11 protein-coding genes and 2 pseudogenes are annotated in these 18,272 nt (G+C 70.6%); 5 read left to right on the top strand and 8 right to left on the bottom strand.

What is annotated here, in order from left to right; all coding sequences use genetic code 11:
• Positions 1–11 precede the first annotated feature (11 nt).
• The gene (locus ABT009_RS03060; RefSeq protein ID WP_351288912.1) at positions 12–3,341 is read left to right on the top strand and encodes a putative Ig domain-containing protein; all 3,330 of its coding nucleotides are present in this window, start codon (positions 12–14) and stop codon (positions 3,339–3,341) included.
• 30 nt (positions 3,342–3,371) lie between these two features.
• A complete protein-coding gene (locus tag ABT009_RS03065; protein WP_351288914.1) occupies positions 3,372–4,634 on the top strand; it encodes an alginate lyase family protein in 1,263 nt (420 codons plus the stop codon).
• Positions 4,635–4,773: 139 nt separating this feature from the next.
• On the opposite strand, the gene ABT009_RS03070 is transcribed toward ABT009_RS03065, so the two are convergent.
• The 4 genes and pseudogenes from ABT009_RS03070 to ABT009_RS03085 all read right to left on the bottom strand — a co-directional run bounded on the left by ABT009_RS03070 (position 4,774) and on the right by ABT009_RS03085 (position 7,922).
• Positions 4,774–5,445, bottom strand: coding sequence for a YehQ C-terminal OB-fold domain-containing protein (locus tag ABT009_RS03070; protein ID WP_351288916.1), 672 nt, complete (start codon positions 5,443–5,445; stop codon positions 4,774–4,776).
• Positions 5,446–5,751: 306 nt separating this feature from the next.
• Positions 5,752–5,898 carry a hypothetical protein gene (locus ABT009_RS03075; protein ID WP_351289566.1) on the bottom strand — a complete coding sequence of 49 codons (147 nt, stop codon included), beginning with the start codon at positions 5,896–5,898 and terminating at the stop codon, positions 5,752–5,754.
• A gap of 101 nt (positions 5,899–5,999) precedes the next feature.
• Positions 6,000–6,176, bottom strand: a pseudogene (locus tag ABT009_RS03080) (WGR domain-containing protein); the annotation flags it as partial.
• Between the two features lie 183 nt (positions 6,177–6,359).
• Positions 6,360–7,922: a hypothetical protein gene (locus ABT009_RS03085; protein ID WP_351288918.1), complete on the bottom strand. Its 1,563-nt coding sequence runs from the start codon at positions 7,920–7,922 to the stop codon at positions 6,360–6,362.
• A 593-nt stretch (positions 7,923–8,515) separates the two neighbouring features.
• On the opposite strand from ABT009_RS03085, the gene ABT009_RS03090 reads away from it, so the two are divergent.
• The 3 genes from ABT009_RS03090 to ABT009_RS03100 all read left to right on the top strand — a co-directional run bounded on the left by ABT009_RS03090 (position 8,516) and on the right by ABT009_RS03100 (position 13,026).
• Positions 8,516–9,334, top strand: a complete 819-nt coding sequence (locus ABT009_RS03090) for an esterase/lipase family protein (RefSeq protein ID WP_351288920.1) — start codon at positions 8,516–8,518, stop codon at positions 9,332–9,334.
• A 74-nt stretch (positions 9,335–9,408) separates the two neighbouring features.
• Positions 9,409–11,478 carry a pectinesterase family protein gene (locus tag ABT009_RS03095; protein WP_351288922.1) on the top strand — a complete coding sequence of 690 codons (2,070 nt, stop codon included), beginning with the start codon at positions 9,409–9,411 and terminating at the stop codon, positions 11,476–11,478.
• Between the two features lie 126 nt (positions 11,479–11,604).
• Positions 11,605–13,026, top strand: coding sequence for a hypothetical protein (locus ABT009_RS03100; RefSeq protein ID WP_351288924.1), 1,422 nt, complete (start codon positions 11,605–11,607; stop codon positions 13,024–13,026).
• 87 nt (positions 13,027–13,113) lie between these two features.
• Here the strand turns inward: ABT009_RS03100 and ABT009_RS03105 are convergent, their stop codons facing one another.
• The 4 genes and pseudogenes from ABT009_RS03105 to ABT009_RS03120 all read right to left on the bottom strand — a co-directional run bounded on the left by ABT009_RS03105 (position 13,114) and on the right by ABT009_RS03120 (position 18,027).
• On the bottom strand, positions 13,114–14,166 hold the full coding sequence (locus tag ABT009_RS03105; protein ID WP_351288926.1) for a hypothetical protein: 1,053 nt from the start codon (positions 14,164–14,166) through the stop codon (positions 13,114–13,116).
• A gap of 330 nt (positions 14,167–14,496) precedes the next feature.
• Positions 14,497–14,640: pseudogene (locus ABT009_RS03110) on the bottom strand (Hsp20 family protein); the annotation flags it as partial.
• Between the two features lie 315 nt (positions 14,641–14,955).
• On the bottom strand, positions 14,956–15,954 hold the full coding sequence (locus ABT009_RS03115) for an alpha/beta fold hydrolase (RefSeq protein ID WP_351288928.1): 999 nt from the start codon (positions 15,952–15,954) through the stop codon (positions 14,956–14,958).
• Positions 15,955–16,173: 219 nt separating this feature from the next.
• A complete protein-coding gene (locus ABT009_RS03120) occupies positions 16,174–18,027 on the bottom strand; it encodes a glycoside hydrolase family 15 protein (RefSeq protein ID WP_351289514.1) in 1,854 nt (617 codons plus the stop codon).
• Positions 18,028–18,272 lie beyond the last annotated feature (245 nt).

Genomic DNA, 18,272 nt, shown 5'->3' on the forward strand with positions numbered 1-18,272 from the left:
GAGTCACCCCCGTGCTTCCTCTCAGCCGACGGTCCTTCCTCGGCGCGGCGGGGCTCGTGGCCGTGGCCGGAGGCGGACTGCTGTCCGCCTCCGCCACGGCGGCATGGGCCCAGGACGACAAGACCGGGCTCCGGGCCTTCACCCACCCCGGACTGCTGCACAGCACCGCCGACCTCGCGCGCATGAAAGTCGCGGTCGCCGCGCAGGAATCGCCCATCTACGACGGATACGTGACGTTCGCGGCCCACGCCCGGTCGAAGGCCACGTACACGATCCAGAACACCGGCCAGATCACCACCTGGGGCCGCGGCCCCACCAACTTCCAGAACCAGGCCGTCGCCGACTCGGCCGCCGCCTACCAGAACGCCCTCATGTGGTGCGTCACCGGTAACCGCGCCAACGCCGACAAGGCACGCGACATCCTCAACGCCTGGTCGGCCTCGCTGACCGGCATCACCGGAGCCGACGGCCCGCTCGGCGCCGGCCTCCAGGCCTTCAAGTTCGTCAACGCGGCCGAGCTGCTGCGGCACAGCGACTACGACGGCTGGGCCGACGCGGACATCGCGCGATGCGAGGACTCGTTCCTGAACGTCTGGTATCCGGCGATCTCCGGCTACATGCTCTACGCCAACGGCAACTGGGACCTGACGTCCGTCCAGTCCATCCTGGCCCTCGGCGTGTTCTGCGAGGAGTGGACGCTCTTCGAGGACGCCCTGCGCTTCGCCGCGGCCGGCGCCGGCAACGGCAGCGTCCCGCACCGCATCGTCACCGACGCGGGCCAGGGCCAGGAGAGCGGCCGCGACCAGGGCCACGAGCAGCTCGCCGTCGGCCTGCTCGCCGACGCGGCGCAGGTCGCCTGGAACCAGGGCGTCGACCTGTGGGGCTTCGACGACAACCGCATCCTCGCGAACTTCGAGTACGCCGCCCGCTACAACCTCGGCGGTGACGTCCCCTTCACCCCCGACCTCGACCGCACCGGCAAGTACATCAAGCAGACCGTCTCCGCCAACGGGCGCGGCAACATGCCGCCGATCTACGAGATGGCGTACGCGCACTACGTCGGAGTACGCGGCCTGGACGCCCAGTACACCAAGAACGCCGTCTTCCGCGGCACCGGCGGTGCCCGCGTGGTGGAGGGCAGCAACGACGACCTGCCGAGCTGGGGCACCTTCGCCTACGCCGGTGCGACGGCCTCCTCGTCGAGCGTGCCGACGGCTCCGGCGGGTGTCACGGCGGTGGGCTCGGGCGACGCGGTCACCGTGTCCTGGCTGCCGTCCGCGTGGGCGACCGGCTACACGGTTCGGCGGGCCACCAGCCCCGACGGGGAGTACGAGACCGTTGCGTCCGGCATCGACACGCCGACGTACACGGACCACGACGCACGCGGGAGCCGGAGGTACTACTACACGGTCAGCGCCTCGAACTCCCAGGGCGAGAGCGAGAGTTCGGCGTGGGCTGCGGCGACCGCGGCGCTCCCCGAGCCGTGGTCGACCCGGGACGTGGGCGATGTGAAGATCCCCGGTTCCGCCCTCTTCGACGGCGAGCGCTTCGTGCTGGAGGCGAGCGGCACCGCGGACACCTACTGGCTGGTGCACCTGCCGCTGAGCGGCGACGGCACCGTCACCGCGCGGGTCGTGTATCCGCTGAGCTCGCAGTACTCCAAGATCGGCGTCACCCTGCGCGACTCCCTCGACGCCGACGCCCCGCACGCCTCCATGCTGATCCAGGGACTGCCGCTGCACACCTGGAGCGGCGTGTGGACCGTGCGCCCGTCGACCGGAGCGGACGTCTCCGCCACCGGCAGCACACCGGTACCGCCGTCCCAGCAGCAGTCCATCACCACCTCCGCCGCCTTCCCGATCTCCAGCCTCGGCACCCTGCCGGAGTCGGCGACACCGCTCGAGGCGCCGTATGTGGAGGGCGCCGGCGACGGCTACCGGCTGCGCATGCCGTACTGGGTGCGCGTCACCCGGAAGGGCAAGCGCCTCACCGGAGCGATCTCCCCGGACGGCATCCGGTGGACCGACGTCGGCTCCACCGAGGTCGACCTGGGGCACACGGCGTACGCGGGCCTCGTCCTCACCTCCTGCCTGGGCGTCGACGAGGAGTACGCCGAAACCGGAACCGGTGCCTTCGACAACGTCAGCGTGGTCTCCTCCTCGTCCGGCGAGGTCTGGTCGGTGCCGCGCCCGGCGCGCACCACGTCCGACCTGCGGGCGACCGCAGGCGCCGACGCCGTCGAGCTGGCCTGGACGGACCCGGACCTCTCGGCGCAGTACAAGGTGCTGCGGGCGCCGGACGCCGACGGGCCTTATGTGACCATCGCGACCGGCGTCGGCCCGGTGGGCTTCGGTACCCGCATCCAGTACGCGGACGCGACCGGAACGCCCGGTACGACGTACCACTACGCAGTCGCCAAGACCAACTGCGGCGGACGCGGCCCGCTCTCCGAGTCGGCCTCGGCGCAGATGCCGACACCCTCCGTTCCGGTGATCACCTCCGCGGCCACCGCGTTCGCGAACCAGGGCAGCGCGTTCCGCCATCTGCTGAGGGCCTCGCACGAGCCCATACGGTTCACCGCGGACGGCCTGCCCGACGGCCTCCGCATCGACAAGCGCACCGGGCTCATCTCCGGAACGTCCAACGAGACCGGCGAGTTCACCGTCACCACCACCGCGGGCAACGCGACCGGTACGGCGACGGACACCCTCACCCTCACGGTCGGCACTCCTCCGCCGGACCCCTGGACGTACGGCGACCTCGGAGACGTGGTCTTCGACGACCGTGCTTTCGGGACCTTCGGGGTCGTGGCGATCCGTACCCCCGGGATCACCGCATACGAAGACGGGACCTTCGTCGTGCGTGGTGCCGGCACGGATCTCACCGTCAACGGTCAGGGAATGACGGGCCAGTTCGTACGACAGCCCGTCACCGGCGACTGCGAGATCACCGCCCGGCTGGTCTCACGCGACGGCGCCACCGGCGACCGGGTGGGGCTGCTCATGGCCAAGTCCCTGTCGCCGTTCGACCAGGCGGCCGGGGCGATCGTCACGGGCGGGACAACCGCGCAGCTCATGCTGCGCAAGACCGTGGCGGGAGCCTCCGCCTTCACCGGCACCGGGACCGTCGGGCTCCCGTGCCTGCTGCGACTGAAGCGCACCGGGACCACCTTCAGCGCAGCCGTCTCCACCGATGACGGCGCCACCTGGACGTCCGTCGCCGCGGGAGAGATCCCCGGCTTCGGTGACGCCCCCTACTACGTGGGTCTCGTGGTGTGCTCCCGCGCACCCCTGGCCCGCAGCACCACGCGCTTCAGCGAGGTGAGCATCACCCCCACGTAAAACCTCCAACGGGATTGGAGATGCACAGCAATGAGCCGCACACACCCCCACACGAACAACCTGCAAAGAGAGGTGAGCCGCCGCGGTCTCCTGCGGACCGCGGGCGGTCTCACCGCCGCCCTCGCCGTCGGCGGCGCCACCGCGGCGCTGACCGGCGGCACCGCGAGCGCCGCACCCGCGACGTTCACCCACCCCGGGATGCTGCACAACTGGGGTGACATCAACCGGGCCAAAACCAGGGTCGCCGCGGGCGACGACCCCTGGCTGTCCGGCTGGAACAAGCTGACCGCCAACTCGCACTCGCAGTCCACCTGGACGCCCAACCCGCAGGCCACGGTCTACCGGGGATCGGGCTACCCCGAGAACTACGGCACTCTCTACAACGACATCGCCGCCGCCTACCAGAACGCCCTGCGCTGGCAGGTCGCCGGCACCGCCGCGAACGGCGACTGCGCCGTCAACATCCTCAACGCCTGGGCGAACACCCTGACCTCCATCCAGGGCAACGCCGACCGCTTCCTCGCCGCTGGGATCTACGGCTGGCAGTTCGCCAACGCCGCCGAGCTCATGCGCGGCTACGCGGGGTTCGACCTCTCCGCGTTCCAGCAGATGATGCTCAACGTCTTCTATCCCCTCAACAACCAGTTCCTGACCAACCACAACGACGCCTGCATCACCAACTACTGGGCGAACTGGGACCTGTGCAACATGGCCTCGATCTTGGCCATCGGGATCCTGTGCGACGACGGCGCCAAGTACGACCAGGCCGTCAACTACTTCAAGACCGGCGCGGGCAACGGCTCCATCCAGCACGCGGTGCCGTACCTCTACACCGACTCGGACGGATACGACCTCGGCCAGTGGCAGGAGTCGGGCCGAGACCAGGGCCACACCGTCATGGGCATGGGCCAGATGGGCGCGATCTGCGAGATGGCCTGGAACCAGGGAGACGACCTGTACAGCTACGACAGCAGGAGGTTCTTCAAGGCGGCCCAGTACGTCGCCAAGTACAACATCGGCCAGGACGTGCCATTCACCACCTACACGTGGGGCAGCGGCCAGAACTGCTCCCAGAACTCGCAGACGGTGATCTCGTCCGCGTCGCGGGGACAGATCCGCCCGGTGTGGGCGATGCTCCACTTCCACTACAACCGGCGCCTGTACCTGGACGACAAGTACATCTCGCAGATGTACTACGACCTCGTCGCCCCCGAGGGCGGCGGCGGTGACTACGGCTCCACGAGCGGCGGTTACGACCAGCTCGGCTTCGGCACTCTGATGTACGCCAAGTAGGACCTCCGAACCGCCGAGGAGAGCCGGCGCACGGCAGCCAACGGGACGGCTGTCCGTCGGCACAGGGTGGTACGGCTGCCTTCACCGGCACGCCGTACCACCCTGCAGTGCTTTGTGGGGCGTCCTGTGCCGGGTCAGGTCACTCCTGAGCCGTGACCTCGGCGGCTATATGCAGGCGTATGCAGGCATCGGTCCATGCCTTCGTGACCATGTCGCGGTCCTCGTGCCGCAGCGCGTCGAGGAGCGCTCTCAGCCGTGCCGACGACTCGGCAAGGCCGGTGCGGGTCAGATGGTCCGCGGCTTCGCGGAGCCGGTCGAGCGCCGAGCGGGGAACGTGGCGCAGGCCGTGGTGGGCCGCGTCGGCCAGAGCGGTGACGGCCTCTTCGAGGGCCGTGGCTGTGGGGTCGGGCGGGGCGGGTTCGGTGGGCGGGAGCGCAGGCGCTGCCGCTGCGGTGGCGAGGTCGGGGACGAGCACTCCTTCGGGGCTGAGGAGGGCGAACGGGGTGATGCCGACCCGGCCCCGCGCATGGTGCAGGGCTCCGCTCACGTACTGCACGTCGTCCCTGGTGAGGGCCTCGGCGAGGGCATCCAGAGCGTCAGGGCACAGTGGATTGTGGGTGGCGTGGACGAGCACCGGATGGCCGGTGGCGTCCCGGACGGTCGCCTCCAGGTGCTGCTCGGCCGGGTCGTAGCCGATCCGCTCGACCTCCGAGAGCTCCACGACCCGCACCGACTCCGCTTCGACCCGTGCCCGGATCAACCGTGGCGGCCGTCCGCCGACCGATGCCGCGTGCCGCGCGACATCACGCACGAGGAGCGGCTCGGGCAGCTCCGACCAGGCCCGGCCGACCGGCGTGACTGTGGTGGCGGCCAGGCGACCACGGGTCAGCGGCAGCCTCCGGCTCGGCGTGCGGCGTGCGGTCTCGCTGACCAGATTGCCCGTGGCCAGCGCGGACAGCGTGGTGCCGAGCAGGTGGCGGGACGCGAGGGCGGGGCCTGGGGGCGGAGGTGGCCGCCAGCACGGCCGCCCCCACCGGGTCGGCCGCCCCGCCGCGATGCACCACGGCGGCCTCCACCAGGTCCGCGTCGCTGAGGGGCTGTCCAGGAACTCCTACACTCAGCCCGCCCCGTGGCGGAGCCGCCGGTCCGCTTCCCAGGCCGCGCCCTTGACCGGCGCCGCGGGCTTCCGGCGGATCCCGCCCCGGCGCGGGTGCAGGTGCCGGCGCCACGCGCTCGGCAGTACGAAGGTGTCCTCGTCGGCCACCGGCTCGCTGCTCGGCGAGGCCGCGTCACCTTCGTCCGCCCCCGGGGCGCCCTGCTGTGCGGCGGAAGAAGCCGCACCGACCTCCCGATACCCCTGCGCTCCTTGGCCGCGATGCTCTTCCGCAAGTGTGCCGCTGCCTCCTCGGAGGACGCGCACTCCTTGATCTGCGTCCGTCCCTCGGTGCCGCAACGCCCGTAGCGCACGGTCACGTTGGCGCCGTCGGCCTCGGCCTCCCAGAACTTCGACGAGCCTGCTTCGGCATACTCCCAGCGCCGCATCGCCCCACCCTTTCCACGTCCACCGGCGCACCGGTCCACCCCATGCAGAATCAGCCGCTGACCAGCGGTTTCCCGCCGCGGTTCAGCAGTGATCACCACATTAGAGGGAGCCACTGACAACGCCGTCGGGGCTGCGCCTGACGGGGCCGCAACCCGCCTCCAGAGCCCCTGAATCCGCGCGGATCAGCCGTACACCAGCAGCGCGAGCGCTGCCACAGCATGGATGACGAGCAGGGGCACCCCCACGGGCCTGCCCCTGTCCTCAGGGGCGCTCTCCTCGGTGGGGCGCAGGGCGGGGTCGGCCTGCATCGCACGGATGCCGTCGACGGCCCGCAGGGCCTCGGGCCTGCGGCGGAAGCGGCGATTGAGCCAGGACGCTGCGACGACGCCGTAGACCTCGATGCTGCGGTCTCCGCCCGCGGAGTACTGGATGTTGAACCCTCGGTCCCTCAGCCAGACATGGCTGAGCTCGCTCCAGGGCACGTGCTTGACCCGACGCATTCTCACCACCCACAGGCCCGAACCGTCCGCCGTGACACGCCAACTGAACTGGGTCGCGATGTAGTACGTCCCGCCGAGGACGAGGAAGGCGAGGAACACGCGGGCCGGAAAGGGCACCACACCGGAATGAACCGAGAGAGCGGCCACGACGGAGATCACCGCGGCTTCGAGGACCAATGCGAACAGCCGGTTTCCGGTACCCGGCCCCCAGCTCACCGGGGCGGCGCCGGGCTCCGGTTGCTCGGGCAGGCCCGTCGGCGGTTCCTGGCGCGCCGATGCGGTGGCGTACTCGACGCACAGCCGCGGAGTCTCCTGCCCGTCGGACGAGACGAGGACGAGGCCGCCGCCGGGGTGGGGCGGGCCGAACAGCACCGCCTCACGCAGCCGGTTGTGCACGGGAGCCCTGAACTCCCTGCCGGCGAGCCGGGTGTAACAGCCGAGGACCGGACGGCGGCCATCCAGGTCGTCCGCCGGGAAGACGTACGTGCGCCGGTCGTTGTGACCGCCGCCTTCGCGTACGAGCACACGCAGCGCGGGCAGCGGGCCGCGGCGGAGTGCAACGGCGCCATGCCGGTCCCGCACGTAGTGCGCCATGCTCAGGCAGCCGGCGACGGTGCCCACGACCGCGATCGCCTGCCAGGACCCGGCATCCATGAACGGTGTGCTGCCAAGTGTGCCGACAGCGAGCCCGAGGAGAGCGACGACGCCGACGACGATGCCGCAGCCGAGCTGGTCGCCATCGGCCCGGATCGTCGTCGCCGCTTCGGGCAGTGGATACCGGCCGGGGCCCGCGATCTCCAGCGCGAGCTGCCGCTGCCGGCGGGCGGCGGCGAGCCGTCGCACACAGCCGAGCCAGGCGTAGCAGGCCCCAACGGCCACGGCGACGCCGGCGGCGGTGGGAGTGTCCGGATCGAGGAGCACCCACAGGGTCAGGACGGGCAGGATCACGGCTGTCGGCAGGGGCAGCCGCCAGATGCCGCGGTACAGGACGGTGAACATCAGCGCCGCCATGACCGTGCCGAGCCAGTCGGCAGTGCACGCGCCCGCGTCGTCGCAGACGTACGCATCGTCCCCGGCGAGCCGGAGCGCGGCCAAGCAGGCGAGCGCCAAGGCGAGCACGGCCGGAAACGGGTGCGCCCATCGACCGGGCGCCAGCGCGCGCCAGCGGTCGGCGTCAGGGGAGAGCCAGGCAGGAGCATCCGAGGGAACTGCCTCCGGCGGCAGGGGGATTGGATTTTCGGCCACCCGCGGATTGTGTCGCCGGGTGCTTGATCGCCTCTTCCCCAAGACTGACGTGAGCATGAACAGCGAGCGGCGGTCGGGGGAACACGCGGCAGCGGTGACACACAGCCCGCGGCCCGCTCCAGATCGTGAGGCGACAAATCGGATGTCAAATGCCAATTCAGGCACGGCAAAAGGCTCTGGCGTGAGGTGGATCACGTCTTCTTGTCGACGCCTGAAACTCGTGGTTAACGTCCTCGCAACCTGCTCGAGCGGAACCGCCACGGCCGGATGTCGAGTCCTCATCTCTGCCCGGTGGACCCCCGAGCGCAACGTGAAAATCAGCGGGGCACCCTGACCCGTCGCCGCCCAGCCCTCCCCCGTCCGCGCCCCACACACGCGCACGGCACCGGAAGGCTCCGGCTCGGAGACACGCCCCTCGCGCGCCGGCCCATTCCGGTCCCGGTCCGCATCCGGCACCTCATCCGACAGGCAGCAGGGAGTCGCCCCATGCTTCTTTTCGCATGCCCCAACACGCGAGACAGACGAACGTTCCGCGGCATCACCGCCGCGGGCGCCGCCGACGCCGTGTCCCCGTCTGCCTGTACTTCCGCGCCATGAGCGTCTTCCCGCTCCGCGTGCTCACCGGTGCCGTGTGCGCCGCGGCCGTGGAGATGGCGGCGATGACCACGGCACTGGCCCTGTATCCGTTCGGATTCGGCGAGGAGGAGGCAACACCCGGCCTCCGGGCCGTCCAGCCGTCGGACGACGCTGCTCCGCCGGCCCGTACGGCCCGTGAGCGGGCCGCCGCCGATGACATCCCCGTCGTGCTGGTGCACGGCATGAGCAGCAACAGGGCGATCTTCCACGTCCTCCGGCGTGACCTGCGCCGAGCGGGCTTCCCGCACGTGACCGTGCCCAACTACAGCTGGCTCACCACCGACGTCCGAAGCGCCGCAAGGAGACTGGCCGCGGAGGTGGAGCGGCTGTGCGAGCGCGGAGGGCACGAGCGAGTCCATGTGATCGGGCACAGCCTCGGCGGGCTGATCGCCCGCTACTACGTGCAACGTCTGGGCGGCCACGCGCGCGTGGACACACTCGTCACCCTCGGCGCGCCGCATCACGGCACGCTGGTCGCCATGCTGCCGCTGCCGCACCCGGTGATACGGCAGCTCAGGCCGGGCAGTGACCTGCTCACCGAGCTCGCGGAGCCGGCTCCCGGATGCCCGACCCGCTTCGTCGCGTTTCACAGCGATCTCGACGAGCTGGTCATCCCCACCTCCAGCGCCAGGCTTGACCATCCGGACCTGCAAACCAGCAACATCCCGGTACGGGCCGTGGGCCACGTGTCGCTTCCGCTGCACCGCAGGGTCGTGAGCGAAGTCTGCCGAGTCCTCCACGACGCTCACCGGCCCGAGGCCACGGCCGCGGCCTGAGCGGCAACCTTCCGCCACCCGGCGGCGACTGCCCTGCGTAATCACCCCCCATACACAGCAGGGCAGACGACGCTATGGAAAGAACTCAGGACAAGGCGCGGCACCGCAGGCGCAGGCTCGGTCTGACGGTCGGTGTGCCGATGGCGCTGGTCGCCGCGGTCGGCCTGTCGTACGGCACGGTCTTCGGTGTCTTCGGCGAGGACGCACAGCCCAAGGCCTCGGCGGCCACGACCGCAGCCTGGGCCGACGACGTCGCCGACGGCTTCGCCTCCGTCAACGCGCTGGGCCAGAACGGAACGTACGGCGGGCGGGACGGCGACACCGTCACAGTGAAGACCCTCGCCGACCTGGAGAAGTACGCCACGGCCTCGGAGCCGTACGTCATCGTCGTGGCCGCGACGATCAACATGGACCCCGTCGGCAAGGAGATCAAGGTCGCCTCCGACAAGACGATCGTGGGCTCGGGCACATCGGGCCACATCGTCGGCGGCGGCTTCTTCCTCGGCCAGGGCGTGCACAACGTCATCATCCGCAACCTGACGATCCGGGACTCCTACCAGGGCATCTGGAACGACAAGGAACACGATTTCGACGCCATTCAGATGGACGGCGCGCACCACGTCTGGATCGACCACAACGACCTGCGGCACATGGCCGACGGCCTGATCGACGTCCGCAAGGACTCCACCGACGTGACGGTGTCCTGGAACAAGCTGAGCAACAACAACAAGACCTTCGGCATCGGCTGGACCGAGAACGTCGTCACCGACATCACCATCCACCACAACTGGTTCCGCGAGACCGAACAGCGCAACCCGTCCACGGACAACGCGGCGCACGCGCACCTGTACAACAACTACCTGCAGGACGACCCGGGCACGGACATCACCTCGTCCTACGGCAACTACTCCCGCGGCAATACCAAGATGGTCCTGGAGAACAGCTATTTCCAGGGCTTCAACAACCCCGTCATCAAGGACAGCACGGCCACTCTGGTGCAGCGCGGCAACGTGTTCTCCGGCACCAGCGGCCGCAACGAGAGCGGCGGCACGGCCTTCGACCCGAAGACGTACTACAGCTACACCCTCGACAGCGCCGCCGACGTCCCGTCGAAGGTGAAGTCGGGTGCAGGGCCACGCTCCACCATCGGCACGGCCACGGCCACGGCCACGACCACCGCCGCTGCGGCGACCACCCTCACCGTGGCCCAGGACGGCTCCGGCCAGTACAAGACCGTGCAGGCCGCCGTCGACGCCGTACCGGCGAACAACACCTCACGGGTCGTCATCTCCATCAAGCCCGGCACCTACCGGGAGACGGTGAAGATTCCGTCCACCAAGCCCCACGTCACCCTCCAGGGCACGGGCGGCAGCCGCAAGGACACCGTCATCGTCTACAACAACTCAGCGGGCACCACCAAGCCCGGCGGCGGCACCTACGGCACGCCCGGAAGCGCCACCGTCGCGGTGGAGGCCGACGACTTCCAGGCCCGCAACCTCACGGTGTCCAACGACTTCGACGAGAAGGCCAACCAGAACGCGGCCGGACACCAGGCCGTCGCCCTGCGCACCGGCGCCGACAAGGTCTTCCTCGACAGCGTGATCATCACGGGAGACCAGGACACCCTCGAACTGGAGACCGCCGCTTCGGACAAGCTCGGCCGGGTCTACGTCAGGAACTCCTACGTCGTCGGGAACGTCGACTTCATCTTCGGCCGGGCCAGTGCCGTCATCGACCGTTCCGTGATCACCCTGAAGAAGCGCTGGGACGGCACCTCGGCGGGCTACGTCACGGCGCCCAGCACCCCCGCCGACCGCAAGGGGTTCCTGATCACCAACTCCACGGTGAACGGTGACGTGTCCGCCGGGAGCTTCTACCTCGGCCGTAACTGGCACGCGGGCGGCGACGCGTCCCTCGACCCGCAGACCACCGTCCGCAACTCGACCCTCAGCAACGCCGTCAAGTCGACGCCGTGGTCGGACATGGGCGGCTTCTCCTGGAAGGACGACCGCTTCGCCGAGTACAAGAACACCGGCCCCGGCGCGGGCGCCGCGAGCAGCGACCGCCCGCAGTTGACGGACGCGCAGGCCGCCGACCAGGAGATCGCCGACTGGCTGGGCAACTGGACTCCCACCGCCTCCTAGACGCCACCACCCCACATGAAAGACGGCCCGCCGATCGCCCCGGCGGGCCGTCGCTGCTTGTGCGCACGTGCCTTTGTGGGACCGATGTGGCCAGTTTTGCCCCCGTGAGGGGGGAACCCGGTCCACGTGCTCCAGCACCTGCGGACGGCCCGCTGCCTGTGCGACTTCGACTCCTCCGTGGCGGAGGTGCGGGCCGTGAGCCGGTCTCTGCGCGGCCAGGACTTCCCCGCCCTCGCCATGGGACCGGGCTCCGCGTGGCTGGCCGACGTGCTCTCCCGCCTCCCCTCACGCGCGCGGCGCCGCGCGTACGTCCTCCTTGCGGGTATGCAGGGCGCGCCTGGCTCCACCGTGCAGGGGCTGACCAGTGAGGACCTGGCGGCGTGGACCGCCCGGCAGTACGGGACCGGCCCCTACCCGGCCGTGTTCATCGGGGCAAGCAGCGGTGCCGCCGTCCACCTGGCCGCAGCCCTGGGTGCGCCCGTGCTTCCACAGACCTACCTCGTGCCGGTGCGGACCCGGCTCGATCCCGACCGGCCCCGGGCGGCGATGGTGGCCGGCCGGGAACTCGGCCGCCGGATGGTGGAGGCCAACCCCGACCTGGCGCTGTGCCATATGCACGACCCGAACCAGGACCGGGCGATGATCGTGCGGTTCGCCTACTTCCGCTTCAAGCGGCTCAGGCTCGGGGTCACCCTGCAGAGCTTTCTCGAGCGCCGACTCGCCCCCGGTGCGGCGATCTTCGTCGTCGACTGCACCCTGACCTGGCCGATGTCCGTGCTGGGCGAGCGGTACCGGTTCCAGTTCGGCGCGCTGGGCGGGATGACAGCCGACGAGTACATGGGCGGCAGCGAACGGATCGCCCGGCACCTCGCCGAGCAGGGCGCGAGCGTCCGGCAGTGGGACGCACCGCCGCCGGACGAGCTGTATCCGGAGGCCGAATGGGGCTACGACGCCGCGCTCACCGACGACGTCCTGGAGCTGGCGCGCCGCTGCGGATACCAGGTGCGCCGCATCACCATCGGCGAGCCCGAGCATCTCAGCCCGCTCGTCGCCGAGTTCCACCGCTGGTGGTACCGCAGGCGCGGCCTGCCGGATGACCGGCTGCTCATCGAGACGTACAACCAGTGGGAGCCGTACTGGGCGCTGCGCCTCGGTGTCGTGCCCTTCTGGCTCCAGTTCACCACCCGGCCCTCGTACCGCTGCGCCACCGACTACCTGACGCACGCCGACCCGTACCAGCGCATTCATGTGAACCTGTTCTCCAACGGACTGCGCTCGGCGGGTCTGGTCCCGGTGGAGCACTGGCGCGGGCTCGCCCGACGGTACGCCCGGACGAGTGGGGGGACCATCGGCGTGGACGAGCGGGCCTATCCGGGGGATCTCGGAAGTACGCTGACCTGCCGGCGCGCGCTCGCCGCCCTCCCCGAGCGGCATCCGATCCCGCCTCCCGTCGGCATGGCAGAACTCGACGAGTTCCTCGCCGGGATGCGCGGCACCGCGGCATACCGGGCGGCTCCGGTGGAGTCCCTGCTCGGGCCCGCCGGGTGACCGGAGGACGGCCGGCGCCAAGCCCGCGACGTCGGGTCTTCGGACGGCCGGGCGCGATGCGGCCGGCCGTCCCGCGACCGCGCACGGTCAGGTGGTGGTGCGCTGTCGGGCGGCGCTGATCACCGACTTGCGCTGCCGGTGGCGCCGTTCGTAGTCCAGGGTCTCCAGGGCGAGGGCCGGGTCGGCGGTCCGCAGCCGCCGGTGGACCTGGTCGAGGTTCATGGTGTCGTAGTCGGGCCACGGCTGGTCGCCGCGCAGCCGCTCGATGGCGTTGAGGACACCCGCCCGGTTGGCGTGGGCACGCTCGTAGCCCTCGACCACGGTGAGATCGTCCTGGGGGAGCGTACGCAGCCGCTGGGTGATGTCGGCGACGGTGAGCGCGCCGTAGTCGGCAAGCGGCAGGTCGTCCTCGCGGGCCGCGGCGCCCTGGACCTCCTTGGCCATTCCGGTCATGCCGGGCACCTTGCGTATGGCGTCGGTGGCCGTGCGTGCCGTCTGCCTCCCACCGGTCTGGGCGGCGTCGCGCAGTCGCTCGACAGCGGTGAGCACCACACGGGTGGCCGCCCCGGTCAGGCCTCCGTCGGACTCCTCCGCTCGGCCGCCGTCGGTCGTCGCCACGGCACGTGCGTGCTCGACGACGCTGTCCTTGAGGGCGTCCAGGAGTTTCTCGTCCTGGCGACGCAGAGAGGCGAGCAGGCGGGCAGCCTCTCCGTCGTCGGTCTGGGCGGCGATGCTCTCCCCGGCACGGCAGGTGGCCACTGCCCGGGCCGTGATCGCGTACTCGTCCTCGGCGTTCTTCAGCAGGCGGCGTTCGTCCGCCTGGTGCCTGCCGTGCAGGGTCCGGCCCGCGATCGACGCGCCGATCTCGAGCGGCAGTGTGGTCGTGCGGACGGTGGCTCTGGCGATGGTGCGGACCGTGCCGGCGGCGTTGCGCAGCGGGTTGTGGGGGCGGATGTCGCTGACATGGTGGTCGATACGGGTGATGTGGTCCTGTGCGTCGGCGACGTGGCGTTCCAGCGCCTGCCGGTGCGGGCCGTCGGGGGTGAGGGCCATGTCGGAGCGGAACCGGTCGATGACCGCGGCATGGGCCTCGCGGGCGTCTTCCAACGCCGGTATGAGGACATCGGTCGTCACTGTCATGGCGTGTTTCCCTGGTGGTCTCGGGCGGCTGGTGTGCCCGCCGTGTGCGAGGAGCGGCTGTCCGTACGGCACAGCCGTGCGGTCGTGGCACGGTTCCGTCCGGTGGCAGCTGCCGAGGACCGCTCGGCGAGCAGATGGTCGGTATTCGGCGCATCCCTGACGGCCTCTTGTTGTGGGCTGTGGCCATGGTGCTGTGCCGGGGGATGTGCGCGTGGGCTGCGGTGGTTGCGCCACCGCCGAGTGGCGGTGCCCTGCATGGTGACCGCTGAGGGTGGGGGCCGCCAGGGCAGGGATCCGTACCGGCTGTCAGGACGCACCGGGGTGTCGGTGTCAGTCTCCGGCTGTGATCTCGGTGTGGCGGGGCTTCGTCGTCTCCGCCGTGGGGACGGTGATGGTCAGTGCGCCGTCGCGGAGTGGCGCGTTGACGCACTTTGGGGTCATGTCGCCGGGCAGCACGGTCCGGTACTCGAAGCGGCCGGTGCGGCCGGTGCGGCGGGTGCCGCGGCGCCGCTGCCGGCGTCCCCGCGCTCCCTGAACTCACCGCTGACGGTCAGTTCCCGTTCGCCCATCTCGATGAGTCATACAGCTCACCTCCGTCGGAGATTTGTCCGGCTGTGCGGCGATTGGGTACCCCTTAGCGTGAGCACCACACCGGAATCGGCGGATCTGGCGGACCCTCAGTTCGTGAGGGGGGCAGCCAGGACCGTTCGCCGCTGAACTGGGCGTACGTGCTTGAACTGTTGAACCGGGCGAACTGGTTGAACTGTTGAGCTGGGCGAACTGGTTGAACTAGTGAGCGTCCTGCGGAAGGCCGGCTGCTTCCAGGATGACGCGGGCGACCAGCTCGGGAGCATCGTTCATCGGCACGTGACCGCAGCCGGGCAGCGGCACCAGCCGTGCGTCGGGGATCATGGCCTTGACCCGGTAGGCCTGCCAGGGCGGCAGGACACGGTCCCAGGTGCCCCAGGCGATGGTGACCGGCACACCGGGGATGTCGCCGCTGAACAGCACTCCGTCGCGGCCGGCCCGGAGGGTCGACCCGAACGCCGCCGCGTCCCGCAGCGCTCGCAGGGAAGCCAGCACCGTCTCCTGCGGGCACACGCCGGACTTGCCGTAGAGGGTGCCGGTCAGGGCGGCGCGTCCGGCCGGGCTCCGCGCCAGCCAGGCCACGGCCTCGTCGGGCAGCAACCGCACGCCCTGCCGTGCCGCGGTCAGCATGGCGTAGGCGTACCGCCGCTCGGCGCCGGTCCAGAACCCGGCCGGGGCCACTGCCGTCACGCTGCGTGCCAGCCCGGCCTGGCCCAGGCGGAGCGCGATCAGTCCGCCGAGCGAGTGACCGGCCACATGCGGCCTGGTCACTCCCAGCTCCTCGAATACGGCACCCAGCCAGGCCGCAGCCGTCTCCAGGTCGCGCGGCACGGTCGGATCGAGGTCCGGTGACTCTCCGAAGCCCGGAAGATCCAGGGCGATCGTGTCGTGCGAGTCGGCCAGCAGCGGCACGACCGCGCCCCAGGCCTGCCGGTGGTAGCCGAGTCCGTGCAGCAGGACCAGAGGCTCCCCGGCGCCCTGCCGCTCGTACGCCACAGTCACCGGCCCGAGGCCTGCGGCACGGCCCTCCACGAAGGACGCCGCGCTCGGCGGAACCACAACGGTCCCCGCCTCATGGCGGCCCGCACCATCGGACTGGGGCTGTCCGGCGATCAGGTGGCGACGGACGTACGCCGCCGCCGCTCGCGCCGTGCGGCCCGGCCGGTCCGCGACTGCGATGAAGGAAGACAGCAGCGCCATCGCCAGCACCTACCTCGCCCTGAGGGCGCTCCTCCAAAGGAGACCTTCGGCGCTCCTCCACGGAAGCCTGCGGTACCCCTTCGCGGAGCCCTGTGAAAGTCCTTCACGGGAGAACGTTCCTACTCAATGGTAGATCTCCAGCTCACCCTATGATCCTCAACGTGGTCGGGCCACTCGGGCATTCCCCTGACCCGGGCGAGGGACTCCCGGGCGAGGGCCTCACCGACGGGTCGCGCCGGGCCCGTACCACGCCTCGTCGAGCGCCCTGTCGAGCGTCGTGGCGGCCATGATGAGCGCGAGGTGGGTGAACGCCTGCGGGAAGTTGCCCAGCTGCTCCCCGCTGGGGCCGATCTCCTCCGCGAAGAGGCCGACGTGGTTGGCGTAGGTGTGCATCTTCTCGAAGGCGTACCGGGCCTGGCGCAGCCGGCCCGCCTGCGCGAGGGCGTCGACGTACAGATAGGTGCAGAGGCTGAACGTGCCCTCCGAGCCCTGCAGGCCGTCGGGTGAGGCGGCCGGGTCGTAGCGGTGGACGAGGCTGTCCGAGACGAGCGTGCGGTCGATGGCGTCGAGCGTCGAGAGCCAGCTCGGACTCCTGGGGGCGAGGAAGCCGAGCCGGGGGATGAGCAGGAGGGAGGCGTCCAGTACGTCATCGCCGTAGTGCTGGACGAGAGCCTGTTCCTTGTCGCTCCAGGCGCGTTCCATCACCTGGTCGAGAATCGTGTCGCGAGCGGCCGTCCAGCGCGCGGTGTCGGCCGGACGGCTGTACTCGGCGGCCAGTTTCAGTCCCCGGTCGAAGGCGACCCAGCACATGACGCGGCTGAAGGTGAAGTCCTTGCGCCCGCCGCGCGTCTCCCATACGCCCTCGTCGGGCCGGTCCCAGTGGTCCGCGAGCCAGTCCAGGGTCGAGGCGAGGCCCTTCCAGTCGTGGTAATCAACCTGAACCCCCACCCCCCGGCCCTCGGTGAGCGCGTACAGCGCCTCTCCGTAGATGTCGAGCTGCAACTGCCCGGTCGCCGCGTTGCCGACGCGCACCGGGTAGGAGCCGCGGTAGCCCTCCAGGTGGGGCAGGAGCTCCTCGGGCAGCCGGGGATCCCCGTCGACGCGGTACATGATCTGCAGGCGTTCGCCGCCGCCGTCCGCCTCCGCGCGCATCCGGTCGCCGAGCCAGCGGGTGAAGCGGGCCGCCTCGTCGACGAACCCGAGGTCCAGCAGGGCTCGTACGGACAGTGCACCGTCCCGGATCCACGTGTAGCGATAGTCCCAGTTGCGCTGGCCGCCCACCTGCTCGGGCAGGCCGGTGGTGGCCGCCGCCACGGGGGCGCCGGTCGGCGCGTACGTCAGGAGCTTGAGTGTGATGGCGGAGCGGTGGACCATGTCCGGCCACCGGCCGCGGTAGCGGGAGGTACGGATCCAGTACTGCCAGAAGTCGACGGTCGCCCACAGCTGCTCGGTGGCCGAATGGGCCGTGACGGGCGGGGGCGGCGGGCTGTCCGGGGCGCACACGGTGAACACGGCGGCCGCGGACTCGCCGCCGTTCAGGGTGACCCGGCCGCGGACGTCGTCCTGGTCGCGCTCGAGCGGAAAGCTGCTCTGCAGATACGCGGTGATGCCCGGGCCGCGGAACATGGCCACGGATTCGCCGTTCGCTTCCCCGTCCAGGGATAGTTCGTGGCGGGCCCGGGCGTAGTCGAACCGCGGCCGGCACTCCAGCTCGAAGTGGACCGTGCCGCGTACCGCCCGTACGAGCCGGAACAGGGTGTGCCGGTCGGACGGTGTGTCCGTGTCGTTCGGCGGCATGAAGTCGAAGACCTCGCCGACCCCGTCGGGGGACAGGAAACGGGTCACGAGCACGGCACTGTCGGGGAAGTAGAGCTGCTTGCAGCTGCTGCCGCGCAGATCGGGGGCGAAGCCGAAGTGGCCCCCGTCGTCGTGGTCGAGCAGGGCGGCGAAGATGCTGGGCGAGTCGAAGCGCGGTGCCGGGAACCAGTCCACGACTCCCTGCGCCGAGATGAGCGCGGCGGTCTGCAGATCTCCCACGAGGCCGTGGTCGGCGATGGGCGGATAGCGGTCCATGCGACTGTCTCTCGTCGAGACCCCCGAGGTGTCCTCATTGTCCGGTACGGGCTTCTTGGTGGCGAGCCGTCGCAGGGAGCCGTCGAGCGAGGGGCTTCCACTCGGCCGGGCACGCCCCCCGGACAACCGACAGCTCCGGACAGCCGACATGCGGACACGGACAGAGCCGTGCCCGCATGTCGGCATCTCCTTGCCTGACTTGGGCCTTGCTCGGTTCGGGAAGCGGTCTCGCTTCAGCGCCCGGG

This window comes from Streptomyces sp. NPDC002896, from assembly GCF_040295225.1.
GTDB lineage: Bacteria > Actinomycetota > Actinomycetes > Streptomycetales > Streptomycetaceae > Streptomyces.

Bases quoted from the DNA above. Each gene is read 5' to 3' on its own strand.
- ABT009_RS03105 (WP_351288926.1), bottom strand. From the start codon at position 14,166: ATGACAGTGACGACCGATGTCCTCATACCGGCGTTGGAAGACGCCCGC.
- ABT009_RS03115 (WP_351288928.1), bottom strand. From the start codon at position 15,954: ATGGCGCTGCTGTCTTCCTTCATCGCAGTCGCGGACCGGCCGGGCCGC.
- ABT009_RS03120 (WP_351289514.1), bottom strand. From the start codon at position 18,027: ATGGACCGCTATCCGCCCATCGCCGACCACGGCCTCGTGGGAGATCTG.
- ABT009_RS03090 (WP_351288920.1), top strand. From the start codon at position 8,516: ATGAGCGTCTTCCCGCTCCGCGTGCTCACCGGTGCCGTGTGCGCCGCG.
- ABT009_RS03095 (WP_351288922.1), top strand. From the start codon at position 9,409: ATGGAAAGAACTCAGGACAAGGCGCGGCACCGCAGGCGCAGGCTCGGT.
- ABT009_RS03065 (WP_351288914.1), top strand. From the start codon at position 3,372: ATGAGCCGCACACACCCCCACACGAACAACCTGCAAAGAGAGGTGAGC.